Here is an 18,193-nt window from a genome sequence, read left to right as displayed (position 1 = left end):
GACAGTATTCGCAAACACTTTCGAGAAAGGCCGGTAGTCGATGCCACCCCGTGGGCGCGCCGTGAACGATTCGCTGACTCCCGAGAACCTGACGACGCTGGCAGCAGCGCTCGCCGAGGGGCGTCGCGCCACCGTGTATCTCCGCGAGCCGAATCCGAGCCTCGGCCTGCCCGACGGTACGTCGGCCAAGGTGGTATCCATCGACGGCAACACCGTCACCATCAGCCCGAAGGGCGTCAACGACGAACTGCCCTACGAGGCCGAGGAGCTGCGCATCACCCGCAACCCGGCGACCCCACCCGCGCCTGCCAAACGCATCCCCGCGAAGAAGACGGCATCGGCCGCGCCGGTATCGAAGCCGGTCGCTGCCTCCGAGCCGGTTGCTGTCTCGAAATCGAGCCCTACTTCTACATCGGTCACGGCTTCTACATCGGTCACGGCGTCGACATCGAGCGCTGCTCCGAAGTCGGTACCGGCGACCGACGTGGCCGCCAAGCCTGCCGGTGCGGGGTCTGCGTCGACCGGCTCGGCCCCACGTCGTCCGAAGAAGGCACCGGGCGGAGTGAGCGTGACCATTCATGCCGGTGCCGACAACGATTGGTCGGTCACCGTCACGCAGGGCGCGAAGAGGCCCACCAAGGCGCAGCCGGTGAGTCCGGAAGCGGTCGGTCGGGCCGTCCGTGAACTGGGCGACGTCACCGCCCGCGATGCCGTCGAGGCTGTGATCTCCCATGCACGTGAAGAAGCGGCACGCCGCGTCGCAGAACTGAGTCGTCAACTCGAGGAAGCTCGGACAACTCTTGCGGCCCTCGAGCAGGACGTATGAGCGACTAGCTCGTGTTACGACACGTTCTGTTGCTAGGGTTCTGCCGACACCGCTGAGAGGGAGTACATGTTCAAGAAATTCATGCTCGTCGTCGTGGGGGCGGCTGCAATCGTAGCCAGCGTCGGCGTGGGGACCGCATCCGCGGCCGCTCCTGCAGCTCTCGGCGGTGGGTCCGGAATCATCGTCGGAGGCCAGGCGGAGTGCACGCTGACGACGATCGGCAACGACCGCAACGGAAATCTCGTGGGCTTCACCGCCGGTCACTGTGGCCAAGCGGGTGCCTCCATCGTCCCGGAGTACGACACCTCCCTCGGTGAGGTGGGCCGCATCGCATTCTCCAACCCGGAGTACGACTACGCCCTCATCGAATTTCAGCGTGACAAGGTTGCCCCGATCAGCCGCGTGGGCAACGTGACCATCTCTCAGGTCGGCCCGCCGACGGCGTTCCCGAACATTGTGTGCAAGGAAGGCCGCACGACCGGCAACACCTGCGGCCTCGCGTACGGAGACGTTCTGCAGTCGCAGGAGACTTGGGCGCAGCTGTGCGTCGTCGAGGGTGACTCGGGTAGCCCGGTCGTCGTCGGCAACACGCTCGTCGGCATGGTCAACGCCTACCTGGGCGTCGCGTGCTTCGGCCCCGAGGTCGGCACCAACTTCGATGCGATCCTTCGCAACGTCGATCAGGGCAACGGACTCGGCGCAGGATTCGTCCCCGCTCCCTGACCCGCACTCGTAGACCGATGTCCCGTCGGCGCAATCACATTGCGCAGGCGGGGCATTCGTCGTTTCAGGGGTGGGCTCCGGCCGGCGTGTCCGCGGCACGGACACCGATCACGATGCGTTCGGCTTCGTCCGGTGCGATTCCGAGCAGGACCAGACTCGACGTGGTGGCCGCACCTGTGGGGTCGGTGAGCAGCCCGGCATTGGTGGCCTCGAGGATCGACAGCGCGATGGCTTCGATGTTGAGGATCAGCACCTCGGCCGGCAGATAGGTGGAGAACACACCCTCGCGCTGTCCACGTCGAATGACAGCCGCAGCCGACTCCCGCATCGGTCCCAGCAGGTCGTGAAGACCGTTGTGCCCCAGGTCGGTACGCGCAACCGCAAGTAGGAGCCGGTACTGATCTCCGACGCGGGCCAGTGCCAGCGTCTGTCGCACGAATACGGTGACGGCGGATTCGTCGACAGCCGGATCACGTTCGAGCGCGGCCGAGATGCGTTCTGCGGCTTCGAGTGCGATGCCGTCGATCAGGGCTTCGCGAGAGGCGAAGTGCGAGTACACCGTTCGTCGGACCACGCCGGCCGCGGACGCGACGTCGTTGATGGTCGCGTCCGGGTTGTTCGCCAGTACCCCCTGCGCGACATCGAGAATTCGCGCTCTGTTCGAGCGGGCGTCACTTCGCTGCACGGGCGATCGGTCTGTCCGTGCGCTCGGTCTCGACTCCGTCGTCTTCGGCACACGTCCACTTCTAGCACGATCGCGCCGACGCAGTGTGGTTGCCGCCACAAAAGATTGCCGATCCTAGCGCGAATTTCTTAAGCTGCACAGCACTGTGCAAGGTGTGTCGCACTTTGCCAACGGGGGGAACACATGACACTGCTTGCGATGACACCTGTCCAAGAAATGCACAAACCCTATGCCCGACGATGGTCGGCCTTGGTGGTGTTGTGCCTGAGCCTGCTGATCGTGGTCATGGCAAACACGTCCCTGCTCGTCGCCGCGCCGTCGATGACGATGGATCTGGGATTGACCAGCAGTGATCTTCAATGGGTGATCGACGGATACACCGTCCCGTACGCGTCGTTGATGCTGTTGTGCGGAGTGATCGGCGACCGGTACAGCCGACGCGGCGCGCTGATCATCGGACTGATCATCTTCGTGGCGGGGTCGGTGGCGGGGGCGCTGACCGATGCCACGCTCGGCGTGATCCTGGCCCGAATCGTCATGGGTGTCGCGGCTGCGATCGTCATGCCTGCGACGTTGTCTCTGCTGGTGGCCACGTTCCCCAAGCGTGAGCGGGCCACAGCCGTCACCGTGTGGGCGGCCACGTCCGGCCTCGCCATCGCCGCCGGGCCGTTGCTGGCCGGGTGGCTTCTCGAGAGCTTCACGTGGAGTTCGACATTTCTGATCAACGTCCCGATTGCGCTGGCCGCCATAGCCGGAGCCGTCGTACTCGTCCCGCCGTCGCGAGCCGTCGATGCCGGTGCGATCGATTGGATCGGCGGGTTGCTGTCGGTTCTGGCCGTCTCGACCATCGTCTACTCCATCATCGAGGGCATGCACTTCGGCTGGACTGTCGGGCCGCTGTACTTCGGCCTCGTCGGACTGCTGTCGGTGTTGGGTTTCGTGGGCTGGGAACTACGACACCCCAATCCGTTGCTGGACGTGCGGATGTTCTCCTCGCGTGTTCTCGGGGGTGCCACCCTTGCGGTACTGGTGTTTTTCCTGGTGACGTTCGGGGCGATCTACCTCGTGGCGCAGTACCTCCAGTTCGCTCTCGGGTACGGCCCGGTCTCCACCGGAGTGCATCTGCTGCCGCTGGCCGGCGCAGTGTTCGTCGGGTCCGGAATCACGATGTGGCTGACCCCCAAGATGGGGCCGCGTGTCACCGTCACCGCAGGGATGATCGTGGGCACGCTGTCGGTCGTATCCCTCGTCGGAATCGATTCGACGGCAACGTATGTCGACTTCCTACCCGTACTGACGCTGCTCGGACTCGCCATCGGGCTGTCCGTCTCGCCCTGCACCGACGCCATCATGGGTGAGTTCCCGGACGACAAGCTCGGTGTCGGCGGCGGACTGAACGACACTGCACTCGAACTGGGCGGGTCTCTCGGCATCGCAGTATTGGGTTCGGTTCTGGCGGCGTCGTATCGACAGGGAATCGAGGGGTTTCTGCAGACCTTCCCCGGTAAGCAACCCAACGGCCAGTACACCGGTCAGGCCGCAGAAGGGCTTGCAGCATCGCAGGATTCGCTGGCCGGTGCGGTGATCGTCTCCGACATCATTCGCGAGCAGAATGCATTTCTGAGCGGCTTCGCAGACAATCTCGAAGCGAATGCCATCTCCGCCTTCGGCAGCGCCGTTGTGCACACCAGTGTCGTTGCGGCCGTGGTGTTCGGAACCGGAACCGTGATCGTGGCGTTCCTCATCCCGGCCAAGAACAAGGCGCTCGCGTCGTCGTCGGACATGATCGCGTTCGAGCCGATCGTGCCCTTCGTTGCGCCGCCGGCCATGCGCGCAGCGGCTGTCCGTGAGGTCGCCGAGCTCGAGCAGCTACTCGAACGGCCGTCGGCAGCCAAGCCCGAACCGAGTACGCCGCGTGTACCGCGAACATCGAAGCCGCACAACGCTGCCGCGCCGGCACTGGTCGACGCCGAACTCGAACGCCCCAGCATCTATCAATTGGCGCTCGAACTCGGCGAACTGCCCGTCACACCGACACCGCCGGACGTGGAGCCGACCGACCCCCTGCAGACGTTCTACCAACGAGCCAGCCGACAACACGCGACGTGCACCGAGATGAACGAACGCTCGAGCCCTATCTGGGCCATGCCGCTGTAGACCTCCCCAGCGCGTGAATGGACCACTGCACTGCCGCCGGGTTGGGATCAATGCGCCTTTGTTGCAGTCCAACTGACTGAAACCCACATTGATCCCAACCGGGGGGGGCTAGGGCCGGGGGCGGCGGGGGGCTAGGGCCGGGGGCTAGGGCTAGGGCGGGTGGCTAGATCAGCACCGCACCGTTCGATGCCGAACCGACCAGTTTCGAGTATTTGGCGAGCACTCCGCGGGTGTAGCGCGGAGGAAGCGGTGCCCAACCCTCCTGGCGTGCTTGCATTTCGGCTGTGTCGACGAGAACGTCGAGGGTGCCCTTGCCGACGTCGAGGCGGATCTGGTCGCCGTCGTGGACGAAGGCGATGGGTCCGCCGTCGACTGCCTCGGGTGCCACGTGTCCGACGCAGAGGCCGGTGGTTCCGCCGGAGAATCGGCCGTCGGTGAGCAGCAGGACGTCCTTGCCCAGGCCCGCGCCCTTGATTGCTCCGGTGATCGCGAGCATTTCGCGCATTCCGGGTCCGCCCTTGGGTCCCTCGTAGCGGATGACGACGACGTCGCCTGCCGCGATGGTGCCGTCTTCGAGAGCATCCATGGCCGCGCGTTCACGCTCGAAAACTCGTGCGGTACCGACGAATACGTCGGAATCGAAACCGGCGGACTTGACGACGGCTCCGCCCGGGGCAAGTGATCCTTCGAGAATGGTGATGCCGCCGGTCGGGTGGATCGGCTTGTCCAGTGCGCGCAGCACTTTGCCGTCGGGGTCCGGGGGAGCGATGTGTGCGAGGTTCTCCGCCACGGTCTTTCCGGTGACGGTCATGCAGTCGCCGTGCATGAGGCCGGCGTCGAGCAGAGCCTTCATGACCACGGGGACACCGCCGATGGCGTCGACGTCGGTCATGACGTGCTTGCCGAAGGGCTTGACGTCGGCGAGGTGTGGAACTTTCGCTCCGACGCGGGTGAAGTCGGCGAGGGTCAGTTCGACCTGGGCTTCGTGCGCGATGGCCAGCAGGTGCAGCACGGCGTTGGTGGATCCGCCGAAAGCCATGACGACGGCGATCGCGTTCTCGAAGGCTTCCTTGGTGAGGATGTCGCTGGTGCGGATGCCGCGTCGCAGCAATTCGACGACGGCCTCGCCGCTGGCGTGTGCGAAGCCGTCCCGGCGACGATCCGGTGCCGGCGGAGAAGCGCTGCCGGGCAACGACATTCCCATGGCCTCGGCGGCGCTGGCCATGGTGTTCGCGGTGTACATGCCGCCGCAGGCACCTTCGCCGGGGCAGATGGCGCGTTCGATGGTGTCGACGTCGGCGCGCGACATCAGTCCACGCGAGCAGGCACCGACGGCCTCGAAGGCGTCGATGATCGTCACCTGGTGCTCGCTGCCGTCGGACAGGGTGGCGAATCCGGGCAGGGTGGATCCGGCGTAGAGGAAGACGCTGGCGAGGTCGAGACGCGCGGCAGCCATCAACATTCCGGGCAGCGACTTGTCGCAGCCGGCGAGCAGCACGGAGCCGTCGAGACGTTCGGCGCTGATGACGGTTTCGACGCTGTCGGCGATGACCTCACGCGAGACCAACGAGAAGTGCATGCCCTCGTGGCCCATCGAGATGCCGTCGGACACCGAGATGGTGCCGAATTCCAACGGATACCCGCCGGCCGCGTGGACGCCCTTCTTGACCTCCTTCGCCAGTCGTTCGAGCGAGAGGTTGCAGGGAGTGATCTCGTTCCACGACGACGCGACGCCGATCTGGGACTTGACCCAGTCGTCGTCGCCCATCCCGACGGCGCGGAGCATGCCGCGGGCGGCAGTCTTCTCCAGACCGTCGGTGACGTCCCGGCTACGTGGCTTGACGTCGACTTCGGGTGGATTGTGCGGGGTCGTCATGACACTCCTGAACGGTCGGCGATGGTGGCTCCTCGGTCGCGTCCTCAGGTTCCGCCCCGAGTCGCATTCACCGTCAACACTAAACCTGTGGCGCTGCGCTCTTTCGGCATGCACCGGAATGCCCTCCATCGAGTGACGAACGGCCCTGTCGAGCACCGCGACCTCGGGGCGACAGTGGGGGCGGATCCACCGCATCGCGGTGGGAGGTCGAGGAGAGACGATGAGCGATCAGCCGGATACGGCCGTGGTGGAAATGCTGGTGGAGCTCGCGTGCCGCGCGCCGTCGGTGCACAACAGCCAGCCGTGGAGGTGGACCTACTCCGAACACGGACTCGATCTGTACACCGACACCTCCCGCGTGCTGGGGGTGATCGACCCGACCGAACGGCAAATGGTGATGAGCTGCGGGGCTGCGTTGGACCATCTCGAGAAGGCTGCCGCGGCGTTTAGGTGGAAGACCGAGATCGACCTGTTGCCCGCCCCGGGCACGCCGGATCATCTTGCTCGTATCCGCCTCGTGCACGACGCGCATCCTCGGTCGCGTGAGTTCGACATGTTGAGTGCGATCAATCGTCGGCACTCGGATCGTCGGGCGTTCGGACCGGTGCCGACCGATCGTGTTCTGACGCGGTATCTCGGTCGGCAGCACTACGGCACCGAGATGACCGTCTTGTCGGCAGAGTCGAAACAGACGTTGGCGAGGGCCTCGACGCTGAGCGCGGGCATCCGGAAGTTCGACGCGACGTACCAGGCCGAGATCAGATGGTGGGCCGGGCACTCGTTCCGTTCCGGCGGAATTCCGCCCGAGGCGCTGACGAACCGCGCGGATGCGTCGAGGGTCCAGGTGGGGCGAGCATTCCCCGAACCGCACCGCGTCGGCACGGTGGTTCCGCGGGAGCCGGTCGAAGACGAGTCCACGGTGGTGCTGCTCGGCACACCGTCGGACGAACGACTGGATTGGCTGAACTGTGGCCGTGCCATGTCGACGTTTCTGCTGGCAGCGACCGCGGACGGCTTGGCGACGTGCCCGTTGACTCATATGACGGAACAGGCCGGCAGCAGGCGACTCGTCCAGTCGTTGGCACCGCACATCGGCATGGCACAGGTGCTGATTCGAGTCGGTACACCGATGATCGGCGCCCCGGCACCTCGAACGCCACGACATGCGGTGGCCTCGGTGCTGTCTGCTCCCGCACGCGCAACGAACAGGAGACGATCGTGATTCTCGCAGCACATCAGAAAATCGTGGTGGGGGTGGATGGTTCGGCCGGCAGTATCGGCGCTGCGCTCTGGGCGGCGACACTGGCAGAAAGGGTGGACTCTCCCCTGCTCATCGCCGCTGCAGTACAGCAGCCTGTGATCTACATGGGCGAGCCCGCATATGTTGTGCCGAGGGAGGTGTGGGACGAGCAGCGCCGAGCTTCCGAACACATGGTGACCGACGTCGCTGCCGCAGTGCTGGCCCGTCATCCCGACCTTGCCGTCTCCACCTCGGTGGAGGAGGCGACGGCGTGCACGATGATGGTCGAACTCTCCTCCACCGCGCGGATGCTCGTCGTCGGCAATTCGGGTTCCGGTCCGATCGTGTCCGCATTGTTCGGCAGTACGGCGCAGGAGACCTCGAACGCGGCCCTGTGCCCGGTGATCGTGTGGCGGGAGGGCGACGCCGGTTTCGACGCGCCGGTCCTCGTCGGTATCGACGGCAGTGCAACGAGTGAGGCGGCCGTCGAACAGGCCTTCGATCTGGCCTCGTTGTTCGGTGTACCGATGATCGCCGCGCTCGCCTGGAACTCGTGGTCTCACGGCGCGGCACTCTCTCCGCCGGGGCCACATGACAGCATCGAGATCGAGCGTGAGCAGCAGATGCTGCTCTCCGAATGTCTGGCCGGGTGGGCCGAGAAATATCCGGATGTCAGTGTCGAACATGTAGTGCGACAGGGTAACCCGGCGCATCTCCTTGTCGATCTGTCCAAGCGAGCCGGCCTCGTGGTGGTCGGCAGTCACGGGCGAGGAGTGGTTGCCCGAGCACTGTTCGGATCGACCAGTAGCAACCTCACCCGCCACGCCCACTGCCCGGTGATGATCTGCAGAGACCGATGACCAACCGCACCGTACCGAATCGTGTGCGCGGAAGTGATGATCGTCGACGAGTTCTGGACTCCGACAACGCTCATCGGCTTGCGCAACGGGCGACCGTCGCCCGGCTGATCGGCCACGACCACTTCGGGCCCACCATCGACCCGGTCTCCATCGTGTGGAGCGGTAGTCGGGTGTATTTCTACGCCGAGGGGCGGTCGCGGTTGGGGTGGAGTGCGCTCGATTCCTCGGTCGTCCTGGAAGTGGACGCCGAGGACGACGCTCACCTGACCGTATCGACTGTCGTGATTCACGGAATCGCCCGTGCGGTCGTGGATGCTCGACTCGAAGTCCTCGAACAGCTACTGCCCCGGCCTCATTCGGACGGCCCACCGATGCACCGACTCGTCGAAGTGACCCCGACATCGGTGTCGGGGGTCGAGATGATGCGTGGACCGACTGCGGGCGAAACGAATTCACGAGGGTGAAGGCCGGGCCTCATGGCGGCAGGATCGGGACTTTCGACCCTGCCGTCGGCATCGAGAATTCGGCAATGTCGGTTCTACCGATTCGTCGACTTCGAGGAGTTCGAGATGAAGCAGCAAGTACACGACGGACACGACGGGCAGGCCGTGTTGGCCGAGGCCGAAAATGTCCTCGCCGAAGTGCTACTGGTGTGTGCCGTCGCCGCGGTAGGCCTTTTCCTGACGTTGCTCGCGTCCGGTGTGACCGGCTGGGCTGCGGTCTGCGGAGGTGCGGCAGCAGCGATGTTCGTGATGGCCGCAGTGAGCCTTCGTGCAGGGCAGCACGCCGCGCAAAGATCGCATGCGCCTTCGGGTTCCGATTCTGTGGCGGGGTCGATGTGACGCCGACTTCTGGCGGACGTGAGCCCGCGAGAGCAGGAACGACGAGGAGGACCGACAGTGAAAGGCCACAGGTGCCGGGCTCGATGCGGGTCGATTCCGACTCCGTAGTCGTCGAAATTCCGACGCAATCGGTACCGATGGTGTTTCCGGTGACCACTGCATCGATCGACGGTGTCGTCCATTCGGTGGTGATCGCCGAGTACGGGCCGCTCAGCGGGGTCTCGCCCGACGGACACATCCTCAGAACAGCTGTGCTCGAACGGTGGCCGGACGCACGAGTGTTCGAGCGGCGCAGCACGGGTGAGCGCGGTGCAGACCCGCGCGGCTACGAGAGTTTCTACGTCGAATTGGAGCCGAGCGGTTGCCGAACCGACATCGACCTCGACGAAGTGTCCGCGCTCTTCGGCCGCTGACCGGACGCGAGCGCGGACTGCCAATTCGACTGCAACGCAATTCATCATGTCATGGCGACTGTGCCGTGGCCGTCGACATCGAGACAGGAAGATCACATGAGTAATTCCACCGCCCGCACACTTCCGATCGTCGTGGGTATCGACGGATCGGTCGAGGCCGAGGCTGCAGCCCGATGGGCCGGCACCTACGCGGACAAGGTCCACGCGACCGTACGTCTCGTTCATGCAGTCCCGGTAGGGGATTGGTACGGGTCGGCAGCATTCGTCGACGGTGGCGCGCTGGAGAGGGATCTTCGCGCCATGGGCCGCAAACACCTCGTCCGAGCAGAGGGCGAGGTACACGCCGCCGCACCCGGGGTATCCGTGGACACCGTCAGTGTGGACGGCACCATAGCGTCGTACGTGGCCGACGTGGGAGCAGACATGGTGGTGCTGGGATCCAGGAAGTCGAGCGCGATCCGCGACCTCACCCTCGGTAGCAACACGCTGCGCGTCATGACGCACGCGAAGTGTCCGGTGTTGTTGCTCCGCAACGAAAACGACAAGGCCGACGTGGTCCGTCCGATAGTGGTCGGGATCGACGGCAGCGAACAGTCCGATCGAGCGCTGGGTGCCGCGCTCGAGATGGCCGACAACCTGGGCGCACCCGTGATCGCAGTCAACTACTGGGGGTCCGCGGCTCAGGCCGGCATCGGGATGAGCGCCGGCTACATCGACTGGCAGGCGGTGCAGGAAGACGAGAAGCGTTGGCTGGAAACACATGTGGAGAAGATGCACGAGAAGTATCCGGCTGTGCAGCTCACGACGGTCAGTGCCCAATCGAGCCCGACGCGAGGCTTGCGAGCGCTGTCTGCGTCGGCATCGATGCTCGTGGTCGGGTGCCGAGGTAGAGGTGCCCTCCGCGGTGCGATCCTGGGGTCGGTCAGTCAGAACCTCGTGCACCATGCCGAATGCTCGGTGTTGATCGTGCGGTGAGCAGTCAGTCGACGCTGCGTCTGTCGACCGGCGGTGCACCCAGATCGCAGTGCGGTGGGCAGTCGGAGGTGTCGCCAGTGCTCCTGATCAGCGCCGCCGCGATGACTGCGCCGAGTACCAGGAGCCCGGCGCACATCAGCATCGCCGAGTGGAACCCGGCCGAGAACACCTGCGGTGCAGAGTAATCGGACCCGGCAATGCCGGCCAACGCGGGCAGCGCAGCAACGGCGAGCAGTTGACTGGTACGGGCGACAGCATTGTTGACGCCCGATGCGATTCCGGCGCGGTCGTCCGGTGCCGCGCTCAGGACGGCTCCGGTCAACGGGGCCACCAGAGCGGACAGGCCGAGGCCGAACACGACGACGGCGGGGAGAACATCGGCGACATAGGTGGATCCGGGCCCGATGCGCAGCATCAGCAGCAGCCCCGCCGCCGACAGCAGCGGCCCGACCGTCATCGGAATGCGCGGGCCGATGCGCCCCGCGAGCCGGCCCGCGCGGGCCGACAGTACGAGCATCAGCACGGTGATCGGGATGGTGGCCAATCCGGCTGCGACAGGGGAGAACCCGACCGCGAACTGCAGCTGTAACACCAGGAGGAAGAACACCCCGCCGAGCGCGGCGTACACGGCGAAGGTCACGAGATTGGCTGCCAGGAACACGCGCGAGGCGAACAGTGACGGCGGTACCAGCGGATCGTGGGTGCGGCGCTCGATCACCACGAACATTCCGACCGCGACGATCCCCAACGCGAGCGCAAGAACGTGGGACTCGATCAGGCCGTACGTCAGCAGCCCGAGGGCAGCGGCGACCGTCACCGCGCCGGGGACGTCGAGGCGACCGGCAGCGTGCGGATCACGGCTCTCCGGAACATGTTTCATCGCCACCCACACGACCACCACGGCCAGCGGAACATTGATCAAGAACACCGCGCGCCAGCCGACGGCGTCGACGAGCCAGCCGCCGAGCAGTGGACCGATCGCCGACGCCACTCCGCCCAACCCCGACCACAGCCCGATCGCGGCTCCGCGATCGTCGGATCTGATGGACGCCGAGATCAGCGCGAGCGAACCCGGGGTCAGCAATGCCGCGCCGATGCCTTGGAGCAGGCGCGCCGCGATCAACACCTCGATGCTGGGGGCAAGACCGCACAGAACCGAGGCCGCCGTGAACCAGACGGTGCCCCAGACGAACACCCGCCTGCGGCCGAGCCGGTCACCGAGCGAGCCGCCGAGCAGGATCAGCGACGCCAGCGCCAACGTGTAACCGCTGAGCGTCCACTGCAGCCCGGTGACACCCGATCCCAGATCCCGACCGATCGCCGGCAGCGCGATGTTGACCACGGTGGCGTCGAGCATCGCCAGAGACGACCCGAGCACGGTGGCTGCGACGATCCATCGGCCCCGCGCACTGGACAGGGAAATGGCTACATCGGGCCGCTCTGCAGGCTGCTCGGTCACAACTTCTCGACGCAGACGACGAAGTTGCGGGAGTCCTTCTCGAATCCGTACAACGCGGGGTCGGGGCAGTCGTCGACCGATGTGGTGCCCTGCAGGATGGTCACGACCCGGCGGGTGTCGGCACCCGGGGTGGCGCAGTCGACGCGTTGCGCGAACTCGCCCACCAGGTCCATGCAGCCACCGACGATCCAGTCGATGTCGAGGCACAGGGCCCCTTGTTCGATGTCGAAGTACGTCTCGTAGTAGTACTGATCGGCGTCGGGCGGGCATTCGGCCGAGGTCGGAGTCTTGGCGAACACGACGTAGTTGGACTGTGGGGATCCGCAGGTCGCATTGGCCACGGTGGCGTTCTCGACCGTCCCACCGAGTTCGACGCACTGGCCGATCTCGACGTCGATGTCGACGCTGCCGCCCTCGTCGATGTCGGGGGTCGGGGAACCGGTGGTGGTGCGTGGCGGCGTCGTGGTGGTGGGAATGCTGGCACCGGAGATGGCGACGGCGGTCCCGGATACCTCCGAGGCGCATCCGCTCAGTAGCACCGCCGCGCAAGCGGACAGAGCGACGACGAAAGCGCGGACCGAACGAGTGGGTGACGCCATGGTGAGTCCTGCTCTCGACGAAAGAAGCGTGCTGGGTGCATCGACCGTATGTGTGTAGAAAATATCGGACTCGGTTGTCGGCCGCATGAGGCAGGATGAAGTGCGTGGATCTTCCTCTCGCCGTTCCGGTTGCGCCGATGCTCGCCAAAGCCGCGAAAGTGGTGCCTCCTCAGCCCGAGGACGGGCCGCCGGCGTGGTCGTACGAGCCCAAATGGGACGGGTTTCGCGCCATCGTGTTCCGCGACGGCGACGAGGTGGTGCTGGGATCGCGCGGCGGCAAGGACCTCGCTCGCTACTTTCCCGAGCTCGTCGAGGCCGTCAAGGCCGAACTACCCGAGAAGATCGTCATCGACGGAGAGATCGTGGTGCCGCGCGAGAAGAACGGTTCCACGCGCCTGGACTGGGAGTCGTTGTCCGAGCGCATCCATCCCGCGGCGAGCCGAGTGACGATGCTGGCGGAGAAGACACCGGCGCAGTTCATCGGCTTCGATCTGTTGGCCGTCGGCGACGAGGATCTGACGGGTGAGCCGTTCTCGACGCGGCGGGCGCGATTGCTCGACGCGGTGGGCACGGGCGGGCCGAGTTGCTTCGTCACCTCGGCCACCGACGACGCGGCCGTGGCCGAGGACTGGTTCGAGCGGTTCGAGGGAGCGGGCCTCGACGGCGTCGTAGCGAAGAAGCTCGACGGGCCGTACCTGCCCAACAAGCGCGAGATGATCAAGATCAAGCATGCCCGTACCGCCGACTGCGTGTTGATCGGCTATCGAATTCACAAGTCCGGCAACGGCATCGGATCACTGCTGCTCGGCCTGTACGACGGCGAGGATCTGCGCATGATCGGCGGAGCGTCGGCGTTCACCGACAAGCGGCGGCTGGAGTTGCTCGAAGAACTCGAACCGCTCCGGCTCGGTGACGACGTCACCTACGACGGCGAGGCGACCCGTTGGAATTCGTCCAACGATCGCAATTGGATTCCGGTGCGCATCGAGCGGGTCATCGAAGTGGCCTACGACCAGATGGAAGGCGCGCGGCTGCGGCACGTGGCCAGGTTCCTGCGCTGGCGCCCGGATCGCGACCCCCGCTCGTGCGCCTACGACCAGCTCGAAGTGCCGGTGCGCTACGACGTCGCCGATGTGATTGCTGGAGGGCGATAGACATGGCCGCGAAAACACCACCGGCGTTCGTGCAGGCGGGGGAGCGCGAAGTGCGAGTGTCGAGTCCCGACCGCGTGATCTACGAAACGACCGAACGCACCCCGGAGATCACCAAACTCCAGGTGTGCGAATACTTCGCCGCGGTGGGCGAACCGCTGATGCGGGCGATCGGCGACCGCCCGACCGCGATGGAGCGGTGGCCCGACGGCTACCGCGAGGGCATGCGATTGGCGCTCGGCCCGCAGGACAAGGAGGGCGACGGTTTCTATCAGAAGCGGTTGCCCAAGGGTGCGCCCGAGTGGATCGAGACCGTGAAGATCGCGTTCCCGAGCAAGCGCACTGCCGAGGAACTGTGTCCCTCCGAAACTGCGTCTCTGGTGTGGGCAGCCCAGATGGGCACGCTGACCTTCCATCCGTGGCCGGTGCGACGACCGGACGTCGACCATCCCGACGAGCTGCGGCTCGATCTCGATCCGCAGCCGGGGACGACGTTCGCGGACGCCCTTCGCGTCGCCGATGTGACGCGAGAGTTGCTGGAGGAGTTGGGATTACGCGGCTATCCGAAGACCAGTGGCAATCGGGGCATTCACATCTACGTGCGCATCGAGCCCGAGTACACGTTCGAGCAGGTGCGCCATGCGGCCATCGGCCTGGGCCGAGAACTCGAACGTCGCGACGACGGGGTGACCACCAACTGGTGGAAAGAAGAACGCGGAGAACGCATCTTCATCGATTACAACCAGAACAACCGTGACCGCACCATAGCCAGCGCGTGGAGTCTGCGAGCCCGGCCCGGAGCGACGGTGAGTACGCCGATGACGTGGTCGCAGTTGGCAGACGTCACCGATCCGCGTGACTTCAACCTCGTCACCGTGCCGGACCTGGTGCAGGACGGCGACCCGTGGGCCGACATGGACACGAAGGCCTACTCACTGGAACCGCTTCTGCACCTGTGGGAAACACTGCCGGGTGGTGAGCTGAACTTCCCGCCCGACTACCCCAAGATGCCGGGCGAACCGCCCCGAGTGCAGCCGTCGAAGAAAGTCGCCGAGCACTGGGATGCGGAAGGAAACCGCACCGACAGCTAGTTCCGCTCGGCCTGGGCAGGGTTGCACACTACGTAGCGTTGTCGACGGGATCCGGTCGATCGAGCCGTGTTCTGTGCAACCCGGCCCACCCTCACATGGATTCGAGTTCCCGGATCAACGTCGCCGCGTCGTACGGCCCCACGTGGCGGGTGAGGTTCTTGTCGCCGCGACCCAGGTAGAACGTCGGAGTGCCGCCCACGTCGGAGGAGGTGGCGTCGAGTTCGTCGTCCTCGACGCGCACCACGTAGTCGCCGGTGCGGATGTCGTCCTCGAATCTGTCCATGTCGAGGCCGAGTTCGCGTGCGTACCCGTCGATGTCGTCGGGTTCGAGGGCGTCGCTGTTGCGGAACAACACGTCGGCCATCTCCCAGAACTTGCCCTGCGCTGCGGCGGCCTCGCTGGCGTACGCGGCGTAGCGGGCATGGGGGTGGTAGTCGTCCAGCGGTAGGTGTCGGTAGACGTACCGCAAGTCGTCGCCGAAGTGCTTGCGTACCTCGGCGACGCTGCCGGTTGCCTTGCTGCAGAAGGGGCATTCGAAATCGGCGTATTCGACGATCGTCAGCGGAGCGTCGACGGGCCCGCGGATGTGATCGCGCTTGGCGCTGACCGGACGCAGAATACGCAGCGACGCTTCGGCTTTCGGCGGGTGGATCCTCGCGTCGATGCGGAACAGAATCCAGCCGAGCAGGGCAGCGATGACCGAGGCCGCCAGCACGCCGACGCGGGCCTCGTCGGCCAGCAGCGGATCGTCGAGCGCGAGATCGATGATGAACAGCGAGATCGTGAATCCGATTCCGGACATCGCCGCACCGCCCGCGATGTGCGACATGGTCAGCCCCGGAGCCAGAGCCGAGGGTCGCAACTTCGCGAAAATGGCCGAGGCCCCGGTGATTCCGATGAGCTTGCCGAGCACCAGGCCGGCGATGATGCCCCAGGTGAGCGTCGACGTGGAGGCAGCCTTCAGGGTGTCCGAGCTGAGCACCACCCCGGCATTGGCGAGCGCGAAGATCGGCACGATGATGAACGCGGTGTACGGCTGATACAGGCGCATCAGTCTCTCGTTGACCGAGACGGCTTGATCCAGGCCGAGTCTCGCGGCGCGGGCGTATTCGGGATTCGGCGATTGACGGAAGGCGCGGGTGAGGTCCGAGGCTCGTTCCACCTCGGAGCGACGCGGCGGGTACACCGGAAGAATCAGTGCGATCATCACGCCGGCGAGCGTGGGGTGAACTCCCGACTCGTACATCGCGACCCACGTGAACAGTGCGACGACGAAGTACCCGACACCGCGCCACACTTCGAGCCGACGCAACAGGAAGATCAGTCCGAGCCCGATGAACGCCAACACCAACGGAACCACGTCGAGATCGTCGGTGTAGAAGAACGCGATGATCGCCAGCGCGCCCACGTCGTCGGCCACGGCCAGCGTCAACAAGAAGATCCGCAGCCGCGCGGCCTTCTTCGGGCCGAGTACCGCAAGGGCACCGAGCAGGAACGCGGTGTCGGTGGAGATGACCACGCCCCAGGCCTGGGCGGCCGGGCCGGAGGGGTTGAAGGCGAGGAACAGCAGCGCGGGTGCGGCCAGACCGGCGAGTGCAGCCACGATGGGAATCGCTGCGCGCGATCTGTCGGTGAGCTCACCCATCGCGAACTCGCGTTTGACCTCGAGGCCGACGACGAAGAAGAACAGCGCCATCAGCCCGTCGTTGACCCAGTGGGCGAGGTCGAGGGAGATGCCGTGCTCACCCACGGTGATCGACAGTTCGGTGTGCCAGAACGACTGATAGGTGTCACCGAGTGGTGAGTTCGCCCAGATCAGGGCGATCAACGTGGCCGCCAGCAGGAAGCCCGCGGCCAAGGTTTCACTGTTCTTCTCGCCGCGAGCCCGCGAGATCCGTTCGACGAATCGTGCCATCGGCCGGTCCGTCGGCGTGATCTGATCTGCCATCTGCAGCCCGGGTCCTTCCTCGGAGGTGTTGTGAAGCAGTCTGTACCAACACGGCGGTCGACGCTTTACTTCCACGCAGGTCAGTACCCTGGATGGTTCTCTTGCCGGGAAGCGTTGTCGAAGAGATGTGCACGACATATTCGGCGAACGGCATTAGTCCGCCGAGAATCGGGAATACGAGCCCGACTCACCCCTGCCACTAAGGAACATCCATGCGTGATTTCATCTGCCGCAAGTGCGGACAGAAGCTGTCGTTCGAGAACTCACTGTGTCTGAGCTGCTCGAGCGCACTCGGCTTCCATCTGCCGAGCAGAGCCCTCCTGGTGCTCCCGGACAAGGAAGACGGCATCTCCGAGGCCGAGGTGGACGGTGCCATCTGGAAGACGTGCGCCAATCTCAACACCGCACGCTGCAACTGGCTGGTCGACGCATCCGATTCCGACGACCTCTGCCTGTCCTGCCGGCTGACGCGGACTCGCCCGGCCGACGACGACCTGGACGCCATGGCCGCCTACGCGGACGCGGAGACCAACAAGCGTCGCGTCATCCTCGAGCTCACCGAGCTGGGTCTGCCGATCGTCGGCCGGGACGAGGACGCGTCCACGGGTCTGATGTTCGATCTGCTCTCCAGCGCCAACCAGCAGGTGATGACCGGTCACAACAACGGTCTGATCACCCTGGACCTCGCCGAGGGCGACGACGTGCACCGCGAGCAGCTCCGCGTGGAGATGTCGGAGCCCTACCGCACGCTGGTCGGGCACTTCCGTCACGAGATCGGCCATTACTACCAGATGGTGCTGGTCGGAGACGGTGAACACCGCGCGGCGTTCGAGGAACTGTTCGGCGATCCGGATTCGAGCTACCAGGATGCGCTCGATCGCCACTACAGCGAAGGTGCACCGGAGGGCTGGGAGGACACCTACGTCTCGTCCTACGCCACCATGCACCCCGCCGAGGACTGGGCCGAGACCTTCGCCCACTACCTGCACATCCGCGACACCCTCGACACGGCCGCGGCCTTCGGGATGGCACCGGCCGGATCCACCCTCGAGAGCCCGCTGCCCGGCGAGGTCGGCTTCGATCAGATCATCGACTGGTGGCTGCCGTTGTCGTGGGCACTCAACCAGATCAACCGATCGATGGGTCACCAGGACCTGTACCCGTTCGTGCTGCCGGCGACCGTCGTGAAGAAGATCGGCTTCGTGCACTCTCTGGTGGCACCCAGCGCTCTGTGAGCCTCGCTCACGGTCGTTGAGCTCAGCGCCCAGGGGCGTATCCTGTGTTGTCGGCATCCGCCGATACCGGGTACGCCCCCTGCGCATTAGTGGGCAGAGTGCAGTCGCGGGCA

Annotated in this window: 17 protein-coding genes; 12 read left to right on the top strand and 5 right to left on the bottom strand. The window is 65.4% G+C overall.

Annotated elements, in window-relative coordinates; genetic code table 11:
* Positions 1–40: 40 nt before the first annotated feature.
* Together JLZ96_RS11930 and JLZ96_RS11925 are read left to right on the top strand one after the other, a co-directional pair.
* Positions 41–826, top strand: coding sequence for a DUF6319 family protein (locus JLZ96_RS11930; RefSeq protein ID WP_201010182.1), 786 nt, complete (start codon positions 41–43; stop codon positions 824–826).
* A 66-nt stretch (positions 827–892) separates the two neighbouring features.
* Positions 893–1,549, top strand: a complete 657-nt coding sequence (locus JLZ96_RS11925; protein ID WP_027495249.1) for a hypothetical protein — start codon at positions 893–895, stop codon at positions 1,547–1,549.
* A gap of 64 nt (positions 1,550–1,613) precedes the next feature.
* Here the strand turns inward: JLZ96_RS11925 and JLZ96_RS11920 are convergent, their stop codons facing one another.
* Positions 1,614–2,234, bottom strand: a complete 621-nt coding sequence (locus JLZ96_RS11920; protein ID WP_201010181.1) for a TetR/AcrR family transcriptional regulator — start codon at positions 2,232–2,234, stop codon at positions 1,614–1,616.
* A gap of 183 nt (positions 2,235–2,417) precedes the next feature.
* Between JLZ96_RS11920 and JLZ96_RS11915 the strand changes: the two genes are divergently transcribed.
* Entirely contained in the window at positions 2,418–4,391 is a 1,974-nt protein-coding gene (locus JLZ96_RS11915; RefSeq protein WP_201010180.1) for an MFS transporter, read from the top strand.
* A gap of 163 nt (positions 4,392–4,554) precedes the next feature.
* Here the strand turns inward: JLZ96_RS11915 and ilvD are convergent, their stop codons facing one another.
* Positions 4,555–6,267, bottom strand: a complete 1,713-nt coding sequence (gene ilvD, locus JLZ96_RS11910; RefSeq protein ID WP_201010179.1) for a dihydroxy-acid dehydratase — start codon at positions 6,265–6,267, stop codon at positions 4,555–4,557.
* 220 nt (positions 6,268–6,487) lie between these two features.
* On the opposite strand from ilvD, the gene JLZ96_RS11905 reads away from it, so the two are divergent.
* The 6 genes from JLZ96_RS11905 (at position 6,488) to JLZ96_RS11880 (ending at position 10,597) form a co-directional block, all read left to right on the top strand.
* Positions 6,488–7,489 carry an Acg family FMN-binding oxidoreductase gene (locus JLZ96_RS11905; RefSeq protein WP_052060472.1) on the top strand — a complete coding sequence of 334 codons (1,002 nt, stop codon included), beginning with the start codon at positions 6,488–6,490 and terminating at the stop codon, positions 7,487–7,489.
* On the top strand, positions 7,486–8,367 hold the full coding sequence (locus JLZ96_RS11900) for a universal stress protein (RefSeq protein ID WP_201010178.1): 882 nt from the start codon (positions 7,486–7,488) through the stop codon (positions 8,365–8,367). Before JLZ96_RS11905 ends, JLZ96_RS11900 begins: the two co-directional genes overlap by 4 nt.
* The gene (locus JLZ96_RS11895) at positions 8,364–8,831 is read left to right on the top strand and encodes a pyridoxamine 5'-phosphate oxidase family protein (protein ID WP_201010177.1); all 468 of its coding nucleotides are present in this window, start codon (positions 8,364–8,366) and stop codon (positions 8,829–8,831) included. The genes JLZ96_RS11900 and JLZ96_RS11895 overlap by 4 nt, the downstream gene beginning before the upstream one ends.
* Positions 8,832–8,936: 105 nt before the next feature.
* Positions 8,937–9,209, top strand: coding sequence for a hypothetical protein (locus JLZ96_RS11890; protein WP_139278565.1), 273 nt, complete (start codon positions 8,937–8,939; stop codon positions 9,207–9,209).
* A gap of 149 nt (positions 9,210–9,358) precedes the next feature.
* The gene (locus tag JLZ96_RS11885; protein ID WP_141215060.1) at positions 9,359–9,622 is read left to right on the top strand and encodes a hypothetical protein; all 264 of its coding nucleotides are present in this window, start codon (positions 9,359–9,361) and stop codon (positions 9,620–9,622) included.
* Positions 9,623–9,718: 96 nt separating this feature from the next.
* The gene (locus JLZ96_RS11880; RefSeq protein WP_201010176.1) at positions 9,719–10,597 is read left to right on the top strand and encodes a universal stress protein; all 879 of its coding nucleotides are present in this window, start codon (positions 9,719–9,721) and stop codon (positions 10,595–10,597) included.
* Positions 10,598–10,601: 4 nt separating this feature from the next.
* Here the strand turns inward: JLZ96_RS11880 and JLZ96_RS11875 are convergent, their stop codons facing one another.
* Together JLZ96_RS11875 and JLZ96_RS11870 are read right to left on the bottom strand one after the other, a co-directional pair.
* Positions 10,602–12,056, bottom strand: a complete 1,455-nt coding sequence (locus tag JLZ96_RS11875; RefSeq protein ID WP_236253914.1) for an MFS transporter — start codon at positions 12,054–12,056, stop codon at positions 10,602–10,604.
* Entirely contained in the window at positions 12,053–12,655 is a 603-nt protein-coding gene (locus JLZ96_RS11870; RefSeq protein ID WP_032367160.1) for a hypothetical protein, read from the bottom strand. The genes JLZ96_RS11875 and JLZ96_RS11870 overlap by 4 nt, the downstream gene beginning before the upstream one ends.
* A gap of 104 nt (positions 12,656–12,759) precedes the next feature.
* Here JLZ96_RS11870 and JLZ96_RS11865 point away from each other — a divergent pair, with 104 nt between their 5' ends.
* On the top strand, positions 12,760–13,809 hold the full coding sequence (locus tag JLZ96_RS11865) for an ATP-dependent DNA ligase (protein WP_032382378.1): 1,050 nt from the start codon (positions 12,760–12,762) through the stop codon (positions 13,807–13,809).
* A 2-nt stretch (positions 13,810–13,811) separates the two neighbouring features.
* Positions 13,812–14,897: a DNA polymerase domain-containing protein gene (locus JLZ96_RS11860; protein ID WP_094621804.1), complete on the top strand. Its 1,086-nt coding sequence runs from the start codon at positions 13,812–13,814 to the stop codon at positions 14,895–14,897.
* Between the two features lie 91 nt (positions 14,898–14,988).
* Here JLZ96_RS11860 and nhaA read toward each other — a convergent pair whose 3' ends face one another.
* The gene (nhaA, locus tag JLZ96_RS11855; protein ID WP_032367158.1) at positions 14,989–16,845 is read right to left on the bottom strand and encodes a Na+/H+ antiporter NhaA; all 1,857 of its coding nucleotides are present in this window, start codon (positions 16,843–16,845) and stop codon (positions 14,989–14,991) included.
* Between the two features lie 212 nt (positions 16,846–17,057).
* Between nhaA and JLZ96_RS11850 the strand changes: the two genes are divergently transcribed.
* Positions 17,058–18,080 carry a putative zinc-binding metallopeptidase gene (locus JLZ96_RS11850; RefSeq protein WP_027495263.1) on the top strand — a complete coding sequence of 341 codons (1,023 nt, stop codon included), beginning with the start codon at positions 17,058–17,060 and terminating at the stop codon, positions 18,078–18,080.
* Positions 18,081–18,193: the final 113 nt, after the last annotated feature.

The sequence above is a fragment of the Rhodococcus sp. NKCM2511 genome, from assembly GCF_014905595.1.
Classification (GTDB): Bacteria; Actinomycetota; Actinomycetes; order Mycobacteriales; family Mycobacteriaceae; genus Rhodococcoides; species Rhodococcoides fascians.
Note: the sequence above shows the minus strand (reverse complement) of the source record. Positions and strands in the feature narration are given on the sequence as shown.